General features: G+C 68.5%; 15 protein-coding genes. 6 read left to right on the top strand and 9 right to left on the bottom strand.

What is annotated here, in order from left to right:
* Positions 1 to 70 precede the first annotated feature (70 nt).
* The gene (locus H1Q64_RS00540; RefSeq protein ID WP_237903955.1) at positions 71 to 784 is read left to right on the top strand and encodes a DUF599 domain-containing protein; all 714 of its coding nucleotides are present in this window, start codon (positions 71 to 73) and stop codon (positions 782 to 784) included.
* Positions 785 to 926: 142 nt separating this feature from the next.
* Complete coding sequence (locus H1Q64_RS00535; RefSeq protein WP_170295983.1) at positions 927 to 1103, top strand: hypothetical protein; 177 nt, start codon at positions 927 to 929, stop codon at positions 1101 to 1103.
* 44 nt (positions 1104 to 1147) lie between these two features.
* Here H1Q64_RS00535 and H1Q64_RS00530 read toward each other — a convergent pair whose 3' ends face one another.
* From H1Q64_RS00530 to H1Q64_RS00515, 4 genes are all read right to left on the bottom strand, one after another.
* Complete coding sequence (locus H1Q64_RS00530) at positions 1148 to 2863, bottom strand: EAL domain-containing protein (protein ID WP_237903954.1); 1716 nt, start codon at positions 2861 to 2863, stop codon at positions 1148 to 1150.
* Between the two features lie 274 nt (positions 2864 to 3137).
* On the bottom strand, positions 3138 to 4220 hold the full coding sequence (locus H1Q64_RS00525) for a 5-(carboxyamino)imidazole ribonucleotide synthase (protein ID WP_237903953.1): 1083 nt from the start codon (positions 4218 to 4220) through the stop codon (positions 3138 to 3140).
* 3 nt (positions 4221 to 4223) lie between these two features.
* Positions 4224 to 4691: a 5-(carboxyamino)imidazole ribonucleotide mutase gene (gene purE, locus H1Q64_RS00520; protein WP_109068080.1), complete on the bottom strand. Its 468-nt coding sequence runs from the start codon at positions 4689 to 4691 to the stop codon at positions 4224 to 4226.
* 162 nt (positions 4692 to 4853) lie between these two features.
* The gene (locus H1Q64_RS00515; RefSeq protein ID WP_014239909.1) at positions 4854 to 5039 is read right to left on the bottom strand and encodes a YdcH family protein; all 186 of its coding nucleotides are present in this window, start codon (positions 5037 to 5039) and stop codon (positions 4854 to 4856) included.
* Between the two features lie 216 nt (positions 5040 to 5255).
* Here H1Q64_RS00515 and H1Q64_RS00510 point away from each other — a divergent pair, with 216 nt between their 5' ends.
* The 3 genes from H1Q64_RS00510 to H1Q64_RS00500 are packed head-to-tail and all read left to right on the top strand — an operon-like array spanning position 5256 to position 7431.
* Positions 5256 to 6341 (top strand): ATP-dependent 6-phosphofructokinase, encoded by a 1086-nt coding sequence (locus tag H1Q64_RS00510; RefSeq protein ID WP_014239910.1) that lies wholly within the window; start codon positions 5256 to 5258, stop codon positions 6339 to 6341.
* 30 nt (positions 6342 to 6371) lie between these two features.
* Positions 6372 to 6830, top strand: coding sequence for a TIGR02444 family protein (locus H1Q64_RS00505; protein WP_237903952.1), 459 nt, complete (start codon positions 6372 to 6374; stop codon positions 6828 to 6830).
* Positions 6831 to 6843: 13 nt separating this feature from the next.
* Positions 6844 to 7431, top strand: coding sequence for a GNAT family N-acetyltransferase (locus H1Q64_RS00500; protein ID WP_237903951.1), 588 nt, complete (start codon positions 6844 to 6846; stop codon positions 7429 to 7431).
* On the opposite strand, the gene H1Q64_RS00495 is transcribed toward H1Q64_RS00500, so the two are convergent.
* Positions 7415 to 7807 carry a hypothetical protein gene (locus H1Q64_RS00495; protein WP_237903950.1) on the bottom strand — a complete coding sequence of 131 codons (393 nt, stop codon included), beginning with the start codon at positions 7805 to 7807 and terminating at the stop codon, positions 7415 to 7417. The genes H1Q64_RS00500 and H1Q64_RS00495 overlap by 17 nt on opposite strands.
* 216 nt (positions 7808 to 8023) lie before the next feature.
* Between H1Q64_RS00495 and H1Q64_RS00490 the strand changes: the two genes are divergently transcribed.
* On the top strand, positions 8024 to 9790 hold the full coding sequence (locus H1Q64_RS00490; protein ID WP_237903949.1) for a tetratricopeptide repeat protein: 1767 nt from the start codon (positions 8024 to 8026) through the stop codon (positions 9788 to 9790).
* On the opposite strand, the gene H1Q64_RS00485 is transcribed toward H1Q64_RS00490, so the two are convergent.
* From H1Q64_RS00485 to H1Q64_RS00470, 4 genes are all read right to left on the bottom strand, one after another.
* Positions 9780 to 11150, bottom strand: coding sequence for a flagellar hook-basal body complex protein (locus H1Q64_RS00485; RefSeq protein WP_237903948.1), 1371 nt, complete (start codon positions 11148 to 11150; stop codon positions 9780 to 9782). The genes H1Q64_RS00490 and H1Q64_RS00485 overlap by 11 nt on opposite strands.
* Positions 11151 to 11380: 230 nt before the next feature.
* Positions 11381 to 12073: a carbonic anhydrase gene (locus tag H1Q64_RS00480; protein WP_014239916.1), complete on the bottom strand. Its 693-nt coding sequence runs from the start codon at positions 12071 to 12073 to the stop codon at positions 11381 to 11383.
* Positions 12074 to 12130: 57 nt separating this feature from the next.
* Positions 12131 to 12724 carry a UbiX family flavin prenyltransferase gene (locus H1Q64_RS00475; RefSeq protein ID WP_237903947.1) on the bottom strand — a complete coding sequence of 198 codons (594 nt, stop codon included), beginning with the start codon at positions 12722 to 12724 and terminating at the stop codon, positions 12131 to 12133.
* 156 nt (positions 12725 to 12880) lie between these two features.
* A complete protein-coding gene (locus H1Q64_RS00470; protein ID WP_237903946.1) occupies positions 12881 to 13498 on the bottom strand; it encodes a DUF1013 domain-containing protein in 618 nt (205 codons plus the stop codon).
* Between the last annotated feature and the right edge of the window lie 270 nt (positions 13499 to 13768).

The raw sequence follows: 13768 nt of genomic DNA, 5'->3' as shown, positions 1-13768 counted from the left end.
CAGGCGGCGGGGGGACGGCTACACCCTTGCGCCGGACCGACCCCTTCCCCTCGCGCCAGAGTGTCCGCCCGTGACGCCCGACATCACCCTCCTCGACACTATCGCCATCCTGTGGTTCCTCGCCTGCTGGGCGGGCTTCACGCTGATCCAGGACCACATGCTGGGCGGACGCATGGTCGTCAACCAGCATCTGAAGAAGGTGCGCCGCCATTGGATGGAGCGGATGCTGGAGCGCGACAACCGCATCATGGATTCGCAGCTCGTCGGCCACACGATGCAGAGCTGCACCTTCTTCGCCAGCACGAACATGCTGGTGCTGGCCGGTCTGGTCGGCGCCTTCGGCGCGGTGGAGAACGCCCACAAGCTGGTCGGCACGCTGTCCTTCACGGTGCAGACCACGCGCGAGTTCTTCGAGCTGAAGATGCTGCTGCTCGTGGCGATCTTCACCTTCGGCTTCTTCAAATTCACCTGGGCGCTGCGCCAGTACAATTATTGCTGTGCCCTGATCGGCTCCGCCCCGCTGCCCCCGGTGCCGGCGGAAGAGAAGACGGCCATGGCGGACAGCATCGCCGCCGCCATGACGCTGGCTGTCAAGGCGCTGAACGGTGGCATGCGCGCCTATTACTTCGCCATGGCGGCGCTGGCCTGGATGCTCGGCCCCTGGTTCTTCATGGTGTCCACCGCGGCGGTCATCGTCGTCCTGACCCGTCGGCAGGGCTTCTCCGCGACGGAAAAGGTCATCCGCGTACAGGTGGATGCGCTGGAGAAACGCGAGCGGCGATGATGCACGTTTTTGGCGATAAATATGTTAAAATGTTCTAAATCTGCGACGTTATGGCCAATACGCTGCAGCGCAAATTGATGCTTTTGTCATAGCCGCCTGATGGACGCGTGCGTTGCAGCACGCCATGTTGAGGGGATCGGCCATGGACATCGACACAGCGGTATCGGTCTTGAATTCGCTGGACGAGGCGGAACGGCTTCTGGCGGAAGTCCGACTGCATCCGGGGGCCTGCGGTGCCGCCAAGGAGTTCATGGACCGCAACCGCGAGCTTCTCGCCCAGGCACGCCACTGCATCGATGCGGCGCACGAGCTGGCCTGATGCCGGCCTGACGATGGGCGGGAGTGGCCGGTTCCCGTTGCGCGTCAGCCCTTCCTGAGGACCTTGCCGCCCGTGCCGGCCATCTTCGCCCAGTCCTTCGCGAAATAGGCGAAATCGCGGGACGGGCGGCTGTAGAGGTAGCCCTGGGCCAGCGACACCCCCAGCTCCGTCAGGAGTTGCGCGTGTTCCGGTCCCTCCACCTGCTCCCCGATCAGCCCGAGTCCCAACTGGCGGCACACGTCCACCATGGACCGCAGCATGGCCATGTCGCGGCCGCTGTGCACGGCGCCGCGGACGAAGTGACCGTCGATCTTGGCGAAGTCGGCCTGTATCCCGTAGAGCGACTGGAAGGAGGTCGATCCGGCCCCGACATCGTCCAGGCAGATGCGGAATCCGGCGGCGCGGAGCTTCTGCAGGACGTCGTTCAGTTTGGCGATGTCGGTGACGACCACGGTCTCGGTCACCTCGATCAGCAACTTGCGGGCCAGCTCGCCATAGGGCTCGGTCACCGCCAGGAACTGGCGCAGGAAGATCGGGCTCATCAACGTCTTGGCGGACAGGTTGATCGCCACGTCCGGCAGGGTCGGCTCCTTGCGGTGGGCGTGCATGGTGTCCAGCACCGACTGCGTCAGCAGCAGGTCGAAGTCGTAGATCAGCCCGACATCCTCGGCGAAGGTGATGAAGTCCGCCGGTGACAGCGTGCCCTCCACCCGCGTCAGCGCTTCGAGATGATGGACCGTCCGCGTCCCGATATCGACGATGGGCTGGTAGACGACGAAGAAGTCGCGCTTCTCGATGGTCGCGCGCAGCCGGCCAATGCGGTCCACCGCGTCGGACAGCATGCGCTTAGCGCCGTCCTCCAGACTGGAGATGGTGAACTCGCCGCCCTGGGCCGACGCGAAGGCTTGCACCGTGTAGACCAGCGCGCGCGCCGCATCGGCGGGATCCAGCCGCTCGTCCGACACGTCCAGCGACCAAGTGCGGATGCCGCCGGGCAACTCTCCGCCGGCGCTCTGGATGATCTGGGTGATGTGGGCCTGCACCTCCTGCCCGTCGATGTCGGAGGCGTGGACGACGCCGTAGCGGTCGGTGGCCAGTTGCCCGGCGCTGTCGCCGTTGGCGGAGATCGCTCGCAGATAGGCCTCGATCCCCTGCATCACCTCGCTCGCCGCCCCCTCGGGCAGGGCGTCCACCATCGACTGCAGGCCGTCGATCAGCAACAGGGTCAGGGCGTTGTCCAGCCCCTTCTCCCGCGCCTTGATGATGCGGTCCTCCAGGATGTGGCTGAAGGCGTTGCCGTCCAGAAGCTGCCCCGCCGCGGCCAGCGCCTCGTTCGTGTTGCGCGGGCCGGAGGCCAGCAGGACGGTCAGGAACAGCGACCCGGGGCAGGAGTCGAGCCGGCAGCCGCCGAGCAGCGCCGGGAAGCGGTTGCCGTCGCAGCCCTGGAAGACGACGCGGGCCGGCTTGATGCGGCCCTTGTCCTGGATGCGCTTGAACAGGACGTTGACGTACTTGCGGTCGTTCGGCGCCACGACGTCGAGCAGGCTGCTGCCGACCAGGCCGGCCACGTCCCCTTCGGTCAGGCGGCAGCGCGCGCCCGCGCAGAACAGGATATTTCCCCGCGCATCCGTCTCGATCAGCAAATCCGCAGCGGCGAAGGCGAAGCCGACGAAGCGGTCACGCTCGCGGTGCGACGGGCGACGGACCTGCGCGTTGGTCTGCGGCACCGGGCGTCTGATCGAGTCATGCACAAGCTGCATCGGCAATAGCCCGAAATTGAGAAAAAGTTTATCGAATTGCGTCATTCATTAAATGGAGACTAGCCGCGTTCCCGTTCTGAAAAAAGCGGCAAGATTTGCCCCGCCATTCCGAAGGAAAGTTCGAAACTTAGAATTTTCAATGATTTAAAGAGAAATATGGTTGTGAGCCGCGCCGGATTATCGCACCCGCCGCGAGAAAAAAACGACTGCGGGCCGTTTCCGAACAGGAAACGGCCCGCTGCGACGATCGAAAGCGGAGAATCGACCGGAAGGGTCAGGAGCGGTGATGGAGCCGGGTCACATGGCCCATCTTACGGCCCGGACGGGATTCCGCCTTGCCGTAGAGGTGCAGGCGGGCACCGGGCTCGGCCATCAGCGCCGGCCAGCGGCCCGCGTCGGCGCCGATCAGGTTCTCCATCTCGGCGTCGGCCACCCGCTCCACCGAACCGAGCGGCAGACCGCAGACGGCGCGGACGAGCTGCTCGAACTGGCAGGAATGGCAGGCGTCCATGGTCCAGTGGCCGGAATTGTGCGGGCGCGGCGCCATCTCGTTGACCAGCACGCCGCCGTCCGGCGTCACGAACATCTCCACCGCCAGCACGCCGACGAGGTCCAGCGCCTCGGCGATGCGGCGGGCGACCCGCTCAGCCTCGGCCGCCGTCTCCGCCGCAACACGGGCCGGGGCGATGGTCTTGTCGAGGATGCCGTCCTTGTGCCGGTTCTCCACGGCGGGGTAGGCGGCCATGCTGCCGTCCAGCCCGCGGGCGACGATCACCGAGACCTCGCAGGTGAAGGAGACGAAGCCCTCCACGATGCCGGCGTCGGAGCGGATGGCCGCCCAGGCCTCCGCCGGGTCGGTGCCCGGTTCGATGCGCGCCTGGCCCTTGCCGTCATAGCCGAGGCGGGTGGATTTCAGGATGCAGCGCGGGCCGATCTCCGCCACCGCCTTCGCCACCTCGTCGGCGCTGCGCGCGGCGCGCCAGGGGGCGGTGCCGATGCCCAGCGCGTTGACGAAGGACTTTTCCTCCACCCGGTCCTGGGCGACCGACAGAACCTTGCCGCCGGGATGGACGGGGGTGAAGCGGCCGAGATGCTCGACCACGGCGACCGGGACGTTCTCCCACTCCAGCGTCACCACGTCGACGGAGCGGGCGAAGGCCTCCAGCGCGTCGAGGTCGTCCCAGCCGGCGGAAGTGACGGCCGCCGCGACCTGGGCGCCGGGGCTGCCCTCCGATCCCGGCGCGTAGACGTGCGTCTTGTAGCCCAGCCGGGCGGCGGCGAGCGCGGTCATGCGGCCGAGCTGCCCGTCACCCAGCATGCCGATGGTCGAACCGGGCGGAAGGATGCGGTGGGCCATGGTTCAGGCGGGCTCGTCGACGGGGGCTTCGGCGACGGCGGCGGTCTGGCGGGCGCGCCAGGCGTCGAGCGCCTCGGCGACCGCCGGGTCCATCAGGGCGATGACCGAACCGGCGAGCAGGGCCGCGTTGATCGCCCCGGCCTTGCCGATGGCCAGCGTGCCCACCGGAACGCCACCGGGCATCTGGACGATCGACAGCAGGCTGTCCATGCCCTTCAGCGCGTGGCTTTCCACCGGGACGCCGAAGACGGGCAGGGGGGTCATCGAGGCGGCCATGCCCGGCAGGTGGGCGGCGCCGCCGGCCCCGGCGATGACCACCTTCAGGCCACGGTCGCGGGCGGTGGTGGCGTACTCGACCAGACGCTGCGGGGTGCGGTGGGCGGAGACGATCCGGACCTCGTGCGGGACGCCGAGCGCGGTCAGCGTCTCGGCGGCGTGCTTCATGGTGGTCCAGTCCGACTGGCTGCCCATGATGATGCCGACCAGCGGCTTGCGGTCGGTGGTGGCGGCGATGGATGCGGACACGGCGCGCGCTTTCCTCTAGGTCCGGAAAGCGGCGCATTATAGAAAGCGCGCACGCGGAGTCCAGCGCGACGCGATGCGCCGGGCCATGTTCCCCGCCGAAAAGCCGTCTCAGGCGATGATGTCGGGCAGCATGCGGCTTTCCAGGACCATGATCTGGTCCTTGAGCGCGAGTTTGCGCTTCTTCAGACGTTGCATCTGAAGCTGGTCGAACGGCGCACGTTCGTGCAGTCGGGCGATCACGTCGTCGAGGTCGCGATGCTCGCTGCGAAGCGTGGCCAGTTTTTCCTTCAGCATCTCTTGTTCGTTCATACGCGCGGGGCCCGCTGGCTGAGCGGCGGGGACTATACCAGATTTCCGCCGCAACGGCAGTGCGAAACCACGCATTCTTCGCAGGGTTATAATCCGGTCGCCGGAATGTAATATACTCGGAGGACCAGAACCATTGCGGTGGAGCAACGTTCTGGTATGACTACCTTTCGCAGCGGTTCCAGACGACACGGGACAGTCTCCATGACAGCAGGCAAGCGCATCGGCATTCTCACCAGCGGCGGCGACTGCGCCGGGCTGAACGCGGTCATCCGCGCGGTGGTCCACCGGGCCGTCCTGACCTACGGCTGGCAGGTCCTGGGCATCAAGGAAGGCACCCAGGGGTTGCTGCAGCGTCCGGTGCAGTATCAGGTGCTCGACCTGCCGCAGGTCGACGGCAACATGATGCGCATGGGCGGCACGATCCTCGGCACGACCAACCGCGGCGACCCCTTCGCCTACCCGATGGCCGACGGCACGCAGAAGGACCGGTCGGACGAGATCATCGGCGGCTACCGCGAGCTGGGGCTGGACGCGCTGATCGGCATCGGCGGCGACGGCAGCTTCGCCATCCTGAAGAAGCTGGCCGACAAGGGCGGCTTCCAGATGGTCGGCATCCCCAAGACCATCGACAACGATCTCGGCCTGACCGAAGTGTCGGTCGGCTACGACACCGCGGTCGGCGTGGCGGTCGAGGCGCTCGACCGGCTCCAGCCGACCGCGGCCAGCCACGCCCGCGTCATGGTGCTGGAGGTGATGGGCCGCGACGCCGGCCACATCGCTCTGGCCGCGGGCATCGCCGGCGGCGCCGATGTGGTGCTGATCCCCGAGATCGCCTATTCCATCGAGAAGATCGCCCAGAAGATCAAGCAGGTGCGCTCGACGGGCCGCAACTTCGCCCTGGTCGTGGTGTCGGAGGCGGTGAAGACCGTGGACGGCACCGGCGTGCAGAAGCTGTTCCAGGGCGGCCAGAAGCGCTATGGCGGCATCGGCGACTACATCGGCGAGAAGATCGCCGAGGCGACCGGGGCGGAGACCCGCGTCACCGTTCTGGGCCACGTTCAGCGCGGCAGCATGCCCAGCCCGCGCGACCGTCTGGTCGCCTCGGCCTTCGGCGTGCACGCCGTGGATCTGATCGCCGAGGGCAAGTTCGACCGCATGGTCGCCTGGTCGGACCGCGGCGTCATCGACGTGCCGATCACCGAGGCCATCGCCAAGTACGCCTGCGTGGAGTTGGACGGCGCCATGGTCAAGACCGCCCGCGGCCTGGGCATCAGCCTGGGCGACTGAGCGGAGGCTTGTGGGGAGGCAGGCGCGGCGATGTCGGAAAACCCGCTCTGGGACTTCTCGCTCGCCGTCTACGGACGGCCCGGCGTGCCCGCCGCCTGCCTCGACCTTCAGGACCGGCTCGGCCAGGACGTGAACCTTCTGCTGTTCGCCGCCTGGGCGGGCATGGCCTGCAGCGCCGACCTTCTGGCGGACGAGCTGGCGCGGATCGACTCCGCGGTCGCTCCCTGGCGGGACGAGGTGGTTCGCCCGCTGCGCGCCGTCCGCCGCCGGGCGAAGGGGGAGGACGACGCCCTCTACAAGCGCCTGAAGGCGGCGGAGCTGGAGGCGGAGCGCGTCCAGCAGGACCGCCTCTTCGCCCTGTCCGGACTCACCCCCGCGGCGGGGGGCGGCGTCGCTCTGGCCGCGACCAACCTTTACCGGCTGGTGCCGGAGGGGGACCCGGCGCTGCTGGCGCTGCTGGCGGCGCTCGACACGCCGCCCAAGCCCTGACGGAACCGGTGCGATGACGACTCCCGCCATCCTAACCTCGCCCCGGCTGATCCTGCGGCCCTGGCGGGACGGGGATGGTGACGCTTTTCACGCGCTGTCACAGAATCCCGTGGTGATGGAGCATTTGCTGCCGCTTCCCGACCGGGCGGCCAGCGACGCGGTGATCCAGCGCATCGGCGAGCATTTCGACCGGCACGGCTTTGGCTTCTGGGCGGTGGAGCGGCCCGGGCACAGCCCCTTCATCGGCTTCGTCGGCTTGGCCCGGGTGACGTGGGAAGCGCCTTTCGCCCCCGCCGTGGAGGTGGGATGGCGGCTCGACCCCGACCACTGGGGGCAGGGGCTGGCGACCGAGGCCGCCGGTCTGGCGCTGGCCTACGGCTTCGGCAGCCTCGGGCTCGACGGGATCGTGGCCTTCACCGTGCCGGAGAACCGGCGGTCGCGGCGGGTCATGGAGCGGCTGGGAATGGAGCGCGATGCGGCGGGCGACTTCAGCCACCCGCGGGTTCCCGACGGCCACCGCTTGAAGCGGCATGTCCTCTACCGGATCGGGCGCGACCGCTTCCAGGCGAGGATAAAGGCGGGAGTCAGCGGACCAGGATGAGGCTGTTGCGGTCGCCCGTCTCGTCGGACACCTGGAAGGGCTTGCCGACGTAGAAGGCTTGGCAGCGCTTGCCACCGGACAGGCGGGTCAGCCCAGCCTCCCACTCCTGACCGCGCGGGCCGAGGATGCGGAGTTTCAACTGGTCGAGCAGCGGGTAGATCTGATAGCCCTCAAGGTCCAGCGGCTCCCCCTTCGCGGAGAAGGCCTCCTGGTTCAGCGTGAGCGTCTTGCCGTTGAGGTCCAGCTTGACGTCCTGCGCCCACGGGCATCCACCGCCGGCGGGCTTCTCGTTGGCGGCGGCGGGCGCCGCGGTCAGGATCGCCGGGACGAGGGCGCAGGTGAGGGCGAGGGCACAGACGTTCAAGGTGCTTGTCATCGACGGAATGCTTTTCATAAGCGGGACCCGGGCCTCGCGCTGAATACCCCAGTATGCTGCGGGGCATGGGGTGCAGAATAAGTTTTGCAAAAGTGAAATGCAACGCGGGGCTTCTCGTGGGTGGGTTGCGGGAACGGCAGGACTTGTGACCAATCCGTCAGCGGGCCTGTCCATTCCTTCGGCTTCCGATAACCCTTCCACCATCAGGCACGTCCCATGGCGACGATCATCGAGGCCCTTCTGGCCGCCATCGACCATCACCAGTCGGGCCGTCTGGCCGAGGCGGCGACGCTCTACGGGCGGATTCTGGAGGCCGACCCCGAACAACCCGACGCTGCGCAGTTCCTGGGCGTGCTGCACGCGCAGACGGGCCGCCCGGCGGACGGGGCGCGGCTGCTGCGCCGGTCGCTGGCGCTGCGTCCCGACTCGGCGGGCGGTCACTCCAACCTTGCCGGCGCGCGTCAGACCATGGGCGATGCGGCGGCGGCGGAGGCCGGCTACGCCCGCGCCTTGCGGCTGGACCCGCAGCTTGCCGACGCCCACGCCAGCAGGGCCGCCGCCCTGCGCGATTTGAACCGCGTGCCGGAGGCCACCTGTTCGGCGCAAAGGGCCTTGGCCCTGCTCCCGGCCTCGGCGGACGCCCTGGTGAACCTCGCCGAAACGGCCTTGGCCGGAGGGCGGGCGGCGGCGGCGGAGCGCGCGGCTCGCCGCGCCGCCGCGCTGGCGCCGGAATCGCCGGCGGCCCGGATGATGCTCGGCTCCGCCTGTGCCGCGCAGAAGCGCTGGGACGAGGCGGAGGCTGCCTACCGCGCGGCGCTGGACCTCGCCCCCGGCTATGGCGCGGCGTGGGGAAATCTCGGGTCGCTGCTGGCCGGGCAGGGCCGCTTCGACGAGGCGCTGGCGGCCTTCGCCGCGGCGGAGGGATGCGGTTTCTCCGGCCCGTCTTTGTGCGCGGCGCGCGGTGGTGCGCTGCTCGCCATGGCCCGACCGGTGGAGGCTCTTGCCGACTTTGATCGGGTGCTGGAGGCGCGTCCCGGTGACGCCGGGATGCGCTGGAACCGCGGCTTCGCCCGGCTGCTGGCCGGGGACTGCGAGGGCGGCTGGCCGGAGTTCGACTGGCGCCGCCACGACGCGCGGGCGGAACCGCCGTGGCGCCGCTTCGTGCAGCCCACCTGGAGCGGCGGCGACATCGCCGGGCGCACCATTCTGCTCTATGCCGAGCAGGGGTTGGGCGACACCCTGCAGTTCGTCCGCTACGTCCCGCTGGTGGCGGAGCGCGGGGCGCGGGTGATCCTGGAGGTGCAGCCGCCCTTGATGAGCGTGCTGTCCGGCCTGCCGGGGGTGGAGCGGCTGATCGCCCGCGGCGACCCGTTGCCGGACTTCGATCTGGAATGCCCGCTGATGAGCCTGCCGCGCGCCTTCGGGACCAAGCTGGACGACCTGCCCGCCGCCGTGCCCTATCTGCGCCCCGACCCGCAACGCGCCGTTGCCTGGAGCAAGCGGCTGGCGGACGGGCCGGGGCTGCGGGTCGGGCTGGTCTGGGCGGGCAACCCACGCTTTCCCGGCGACGCGCTGCGCTCGCCCCGGCTGGCGGGGCTGCGGCCGGTGCTGGGCGTACCGGGCGTGCGTTTCTTCGGGTTGCAGAAGGGGCCGGGGCGGGAGGATCTGGAAGGGGTGGTGATGCCGCCTTCCTTCACCGACCTCGGGCCGGACATCGCCGATTTCTCCGACACCGCGGCGATCATGGCCAACCTCGACCTCGTGATCTCCTCCTGCACCGGGCCGGCCCATCTGGCCGGGGCGCTGGGGGTGCCGGTCTGGGTGGTGCTGCCCCTGTCGCCGGATTGGCGCTGGCTGCTGGGGCGGGAGGACAGCCCCTGGTATCCCACCGCCCGCCTGTTCCGCCAGACGCGCGTCGGCGACTGGACGGAGGTGGCCGGGCGCGTCGCCGACGCGCTGCGTGCCGCGGCTCTTACGACTTGAGAGTGATCGTCGCCTGGGTCATCTCGTCGGCGGTGGACACCAGCTTGGAGGCGGCGGAGTAGGTGCGCTGCGCCTGGATCAGCGTGGTGAACTGCTCCTCGATCTTGACGTTGGAGCCTTCGACGCTGGCCGTGCTCAGCGACGCCCCGACGGTCTTCGGCGCGCTGGTGCCGGTCTCGTTGGTCAGGTTGCCGAAGGAGTTCAGGCGGATGGCGCCCGAATTGGCGCTGGTCCGGAACATGGTGCCGGACACGCTTTCCAGATCGGTCGGGTTGATCACCGTCGCGTCGGGGATGCGGTAGATGTAGCGCTGCTTACCGCCCTGGAAGTTGGCGGCGACGAAGCCGTCCTCGGTCAGCTCCGCCCCTTGATAGGTGCTGGCGCGGATGCCGTTGTTGCCCTGGACGATCCCCAGATCCATGCCGGCGATGGTGGTGATGGAGTTGGTCATCTTCCCATAGGAACCGAGATCCAACGTCGTCTGGGCGAAATCGCCGCCGGGGTTCAGGGTCAGGGTCGCCGGGCTGCCGGTTGGGCCGCCGGTCAGCGTGCCGTTGCGGGCGAAGTTCAGCGTGCCGAGCGATTGCCAAGTGGTGGGGTCGTTCACGTTGCCGTTGCCCACCGGTTTGCCGTCGGCGCCGACGACTCCGGCGTTGAAGACCTGCCAGGTCGAGGTGCCGTCCTCCGCCTGCCCGGTCTTCACGAACCGCAGGGCCATCGCCCCGTCGGCGCCGTTCCTGTCGACCATGTTCAGAACAACGCCGGTGGTGTTCGCCGTGGTGATCGGACCGGTCACCGGTTGCTGGTCGTAGGGCAGGTTGAGGTTCAGCGATGCCTGGGTCGAGGCTTCACGGTAGTCCTGCAACCCGCTCAGCGAGACCGGAGTCATGCTGCTGAGGCTGCCAAAGGAGCCGGAGCCGCTGGCGGGGTCGAGCTTGAAGCCCATCAGCGCCTTGCCGGCGCCGTTCACCAGACGGCCCTCCTTGTCGGGGGAGAAGTCGCCGGACCGCGTCAGGAAGACCGAATCGTCGCTTGTCCGGGCGGTGGTCGCGGTCGTGCCGGTCTGAGCATCCAGGTCCTGGACGAGGAAGAAGCCGTTGCCGACGATGGCCGCGTTGGTGGTGACGCCGGTCTGTGTGACGGTGCCGCCGCTGTGGTCCAACCGCTCGAAAGCGCGCACACCGTTGCCGGGGTCCTTGTTGCCGGTGCGGTCGCTCAGCACGAAGTCGGAGAACTGCGTCTCCGATGCCTTGAAGCCGGACGTGGAGGCGTTCGCGATGTTGTTCGAAATGGTGCCCAGGGCGCGGTTCTGCGCCGTCAGCCCGAGAACGCCATTGTTGAAGATCGTGGTGATGCCCATGGTCCGGCCGCCTCATTCCCATCGACGCACGTCCGTTGGAACGCGCCGCGCAGAGAACTGCAACCGTCGTGCCAGAAAGCGGGGAGCCGCTGAAACAACCCTCTCCTGTGGCGGGGGAGGGATTTGTTCAGGCCGGGGAAACCCAGGGATGGGCAGAAATTTCCCGGCGGAAGCGGCTCCTCACCCTGCGCTGGGCAGCTTTCGCCCACCCGCCGGCCCCCTCGCCGGTCTCAATCGACCGGTTCGAACATCTTGGTCTGGGAGTTGATGGCCCACAGGTCGCCGCTGTCCAGGTCGAACCACCAGCCGTGCAGTTCCAGTGTCCCGGCCTCCACCCGCTCGCGGACGAAGGGGAAGGTCATCAGATTGTCCACCGACGTGCGGACGGCGGCGCGCTCGATCACGTCGGGCTTCTGCTGAAGGCGCTCGAACTCGGCCTTGCGCCGTTCCTCGTCGGTGTCCCCCTGGGCGGGCGGGATGTAGGGATCGAGCGCCGCGCTGGCGATGGACACCCAGGGCGACACGAAGTCGTTCTGGTCCGGCTCGCCCTTGCGCAGGCGGATCAGCCCCTGGATGCCGCCGCAAAGGGCGTGGCCCAACACGATGACGTGGCTGACCTGAAGCACCCGCACCGCGTATTCGATGGCCGCCGAGGTGCCGTGGTAGCTGCCGTCCGGCTGGTAGGGCGGGACGAGGTTGGCGACGTTGCGGACGACGAACATCTCGCCCGGCTCCGCCTGGGTGAGCAGCGCCGGATCGACGCGGCTGTCGGAGCAGCCGATCATCAGGATCTTGGGCTTCTGCCCCTCCTCGACGAGCTGGCGCATGCTGTCGGGCCGGCGCTCGTAGTAGCGGGCGCGGAAACCTTTCATCCCGGCGAGAAGCTGACGAATCGGAACGTCCTGGTCGCGGGTGTGTGGCATCGTTCTGATACCCCTCTTCGGTCGGGATTTAGCGGATGCGGTATAGCCCAGGCCGGGTCATGTTTCCAGAACCTCCGCAGGCGCCGGCTCGCCCCAGCGGCGGACGATGCCCGCGTCCAGCCCGAACAGGTCGAGCGCCCGCCCAACGGCGTGGTCCACCAGATCGTCGATGGTCTGCGGGCGGTTGTAGAAGGCGGGAACCGGTGGGGCGATCACCGCGCCCATCTCGGCCAGCTGGGTCATGGTGCGCAGGTGCCCCAGATGCAGCGGCGTCTCGCGCACCATCAGCACCAGCGGGCGGCGCTCCTTGAGCGTGACGTCTGCGGCGCGGGTCAGCAGGGTGGAGGTCACGCCCGTGGCGATCTCGCTCATCGTGCGGACGGAGCAGGGGGCGACGATCATGCCCATGGCGCGGAAGCTGCCGCTGGCGATGGCCGCGCCGATGTCGGCGGCGGCGTAGGACACGTCGGCGAGAGCGCGCAGCTCCGCCACCTTCATGTCCGTCTCATGGGCCAGGGTGACCTCGGCGGAGCGGCTGACGACGAGGTGCGATTCGACGCCGATCCGGCGCAGCACGGACAGCAGCCGGATGCCCAGGATCACGCCCGAGGCTCCGCTGATACCGACGACAAGACGGGAGGATGCAGTCATGCCGAAGAAGTAGCGCGCGGGCCGGGTGTCGTCCAGAGCGCGGTCTTATGGACTCCTTCACGGGTCCGGCGCCGGGGGCGGAGGGACGGGCCGCACCCGGCGCTTAAAAGCAAAAAGCCCCCCTCCCGCCGGGGGAGAGGGGCCGGTAAGGCGGCGTCAGCGCGCCTCTTCCCGCTCTGAATAGGGCGACTCGTCGCCGTAGCCGTCCTCGCCGTCCTGGGCCTCGCGCTCCTCCTGCGACAGAGGGACGCCGCCTCGGCGGACGGCCAGGGCCAGGGATTCCTCCAGCTCGCGCTGGGTGCACAGGCCGAGCAGCACCGGGTTGCGCGGCTTGATGTTCGGGGCGTTCCAGTGCGTGCGGTCGCGGACTGCCGCGATGGTCGGCTTGGTCGTGCCGATCAGGCGGCAGAGCTGGGCGTCCGACAGCTCCGGATGGTGCTTCAGCAGCCAGGCGATGGCGTCCGGCTTGTCGCCGCGCTTGGTGATCGGGGTGTAGCGCGGCCCCTTGGACCGTGCTGCCGGCAGCGGCAGGTCGGGGACCAGCAGCTTCAGGCGCAGATCCTGGTTGCGCTCGCAGCGTTCGATCTCGCCCTTGGTCAACTGACCGTTGGCCACCGGGTCCAGCCCGACCATGCCGACCGCCACCTCGCCATCGGCGATGGCCTGGACCTCCAGGGAATGCAGGCCGCAGAAGGCGGCGATCTGCTCGAAGGTCAAGGATGTGTTCTCGACCAGCCAGACGGCCGTCGCTTTCGGCATCAAGGGCAGTGCCATCGTCCCTCCTGACAACTCCAACCCGACCGCACCCGCTGGCGGGTGGCGCGATCGGCCATACTTTACCGGATGGTCCCGAGCTTCGCCCTCCATATAGGGCCGGAACCGGTCGATGTAAGCGTGCTCGGGCAGGCGGCCGGGAAAACCCGGACACCGATCCCTCTGCTAACCGTCTTGGCGCGCTTTAGCAAGCCCACCCGGCTGTCCGGGAACAAGAATGAAGCGAAAAAATTTCTTGAAAGGGAATTCCCGGCTGTGAAACCGGGGAAT

Origin of the sequence: Azospirillum brasilense (assembly GCF_022023855.1) — a bacterium.
Classification (GTDB): domain Bacteria; phylum Pseudomonadota; class Alphaproteobacteria; order Azospirillales; family Azospirillaceae; genus Azospirillum; species Azospirillum brasilense_F.
This window is presented reverse-complemented; position numbering and strand designations above follow the sequence as displayed.

Bases quoted from the DNA above. Each gene is read 5' to 3' on its own strand.
- H1Q64_RS00505 (WP_237903952.1), top strand. From the start codon at position 6,372: ATGTCGGAAAACCCGCTCTGGGACTTCTCGCTCGCCGTCTACGGACGG.
- H1Q64_RS00515 (WP_014239909.1), bottom strand. From the start codon at position 5,039: ATGCTGAAGGAAAAACTGGCCACGCTTCGCAGCGAGCATCGCGACCTC.
- H1Q64_RS00535 (WP_170295983.1), top strand. From the start codon at position 927: ATGGACATCGACACAGCGGTATCGGTCTTGAATTCGCTGGACGAGGCG.
- H1Q64_RS00500 (WP_237903951.1), top strand. From the start codon at position 6,844: ATGACGACTCCCGCCATCCTAACCTCGCCCCGGCTGATCCTGCGGCCC.
- H1Q64_RS00480 (WP_014239916.1), bottom strand. From the start codon at position 12,073: ATGCCACACACCCGCGACCAGGACGTTCCGATTCGTCAGCTTCTCGCC.
- H1Q64_RS00475 (WP_237903947.1), bottom strand. From the start codon at position 12,724: ATGACTGCATCCTCCCGTCTTGTCGTCGGTATCAGCGGAGCCTCGGGC.
- H1Q64_RS00530 (WP_237903954.1), bottom strand. From the start codon at position 2,863: ATGCAGCTTGTGCATGACTCGATCAGACGCCCGGTGCCGCAGACCAAC.
- H1Q64_RS00525 (WP_237903953.1), bottom strand. From the start codon at position 4,220: ATGGCCCACCGCATCCTTCCGCCCGGTTCGACCATCGGCATGCTGGGT.
- H1Q64_RS00485 (WP_237903948.1), bottom strand. From the start codon at position 11,150: ATGGGCATCACCACGATCTTCAACAATGGCGTTCTCGGGCTGACGGCG.
- H1Q64_RS00510 (WP_014239910.1), top strand. From the start codon at position 5,256: ATGACAGCAGGCAAGCGCATCGGCATTCTCACCAGCGGCGGCGACTGC.
- H1Q64_RS00470 (WP_237903946.1), bottom strand. From the start codon at position 13,498: ATGGCACTGCCCTTGATGCCGAAAGCGACGGCCGTCTGGCTGGTCGAG.
- purE (WP_109068080.1), bottom strand. From the start codon at position 4,691: ATGGGCAGCCAGTCGGACTGGACCACCATGAAGCACGCCGCCGAGACG.
- H1Q64_RS00495 (WP_237903950.1), bottom strand. From the start codon at position 7,807: ATGACAAGCACCTTGAACGTCTGTGCCCTCGCCCTCACCTGCGCCCTC.
- H1Q64_RS00490 (WP_237903949.1), top strand. From the start codon at position 8,024: ATGGCGACGATCATCGAGGCCCTTCTGGCCGCCATCGACCATCACCAG.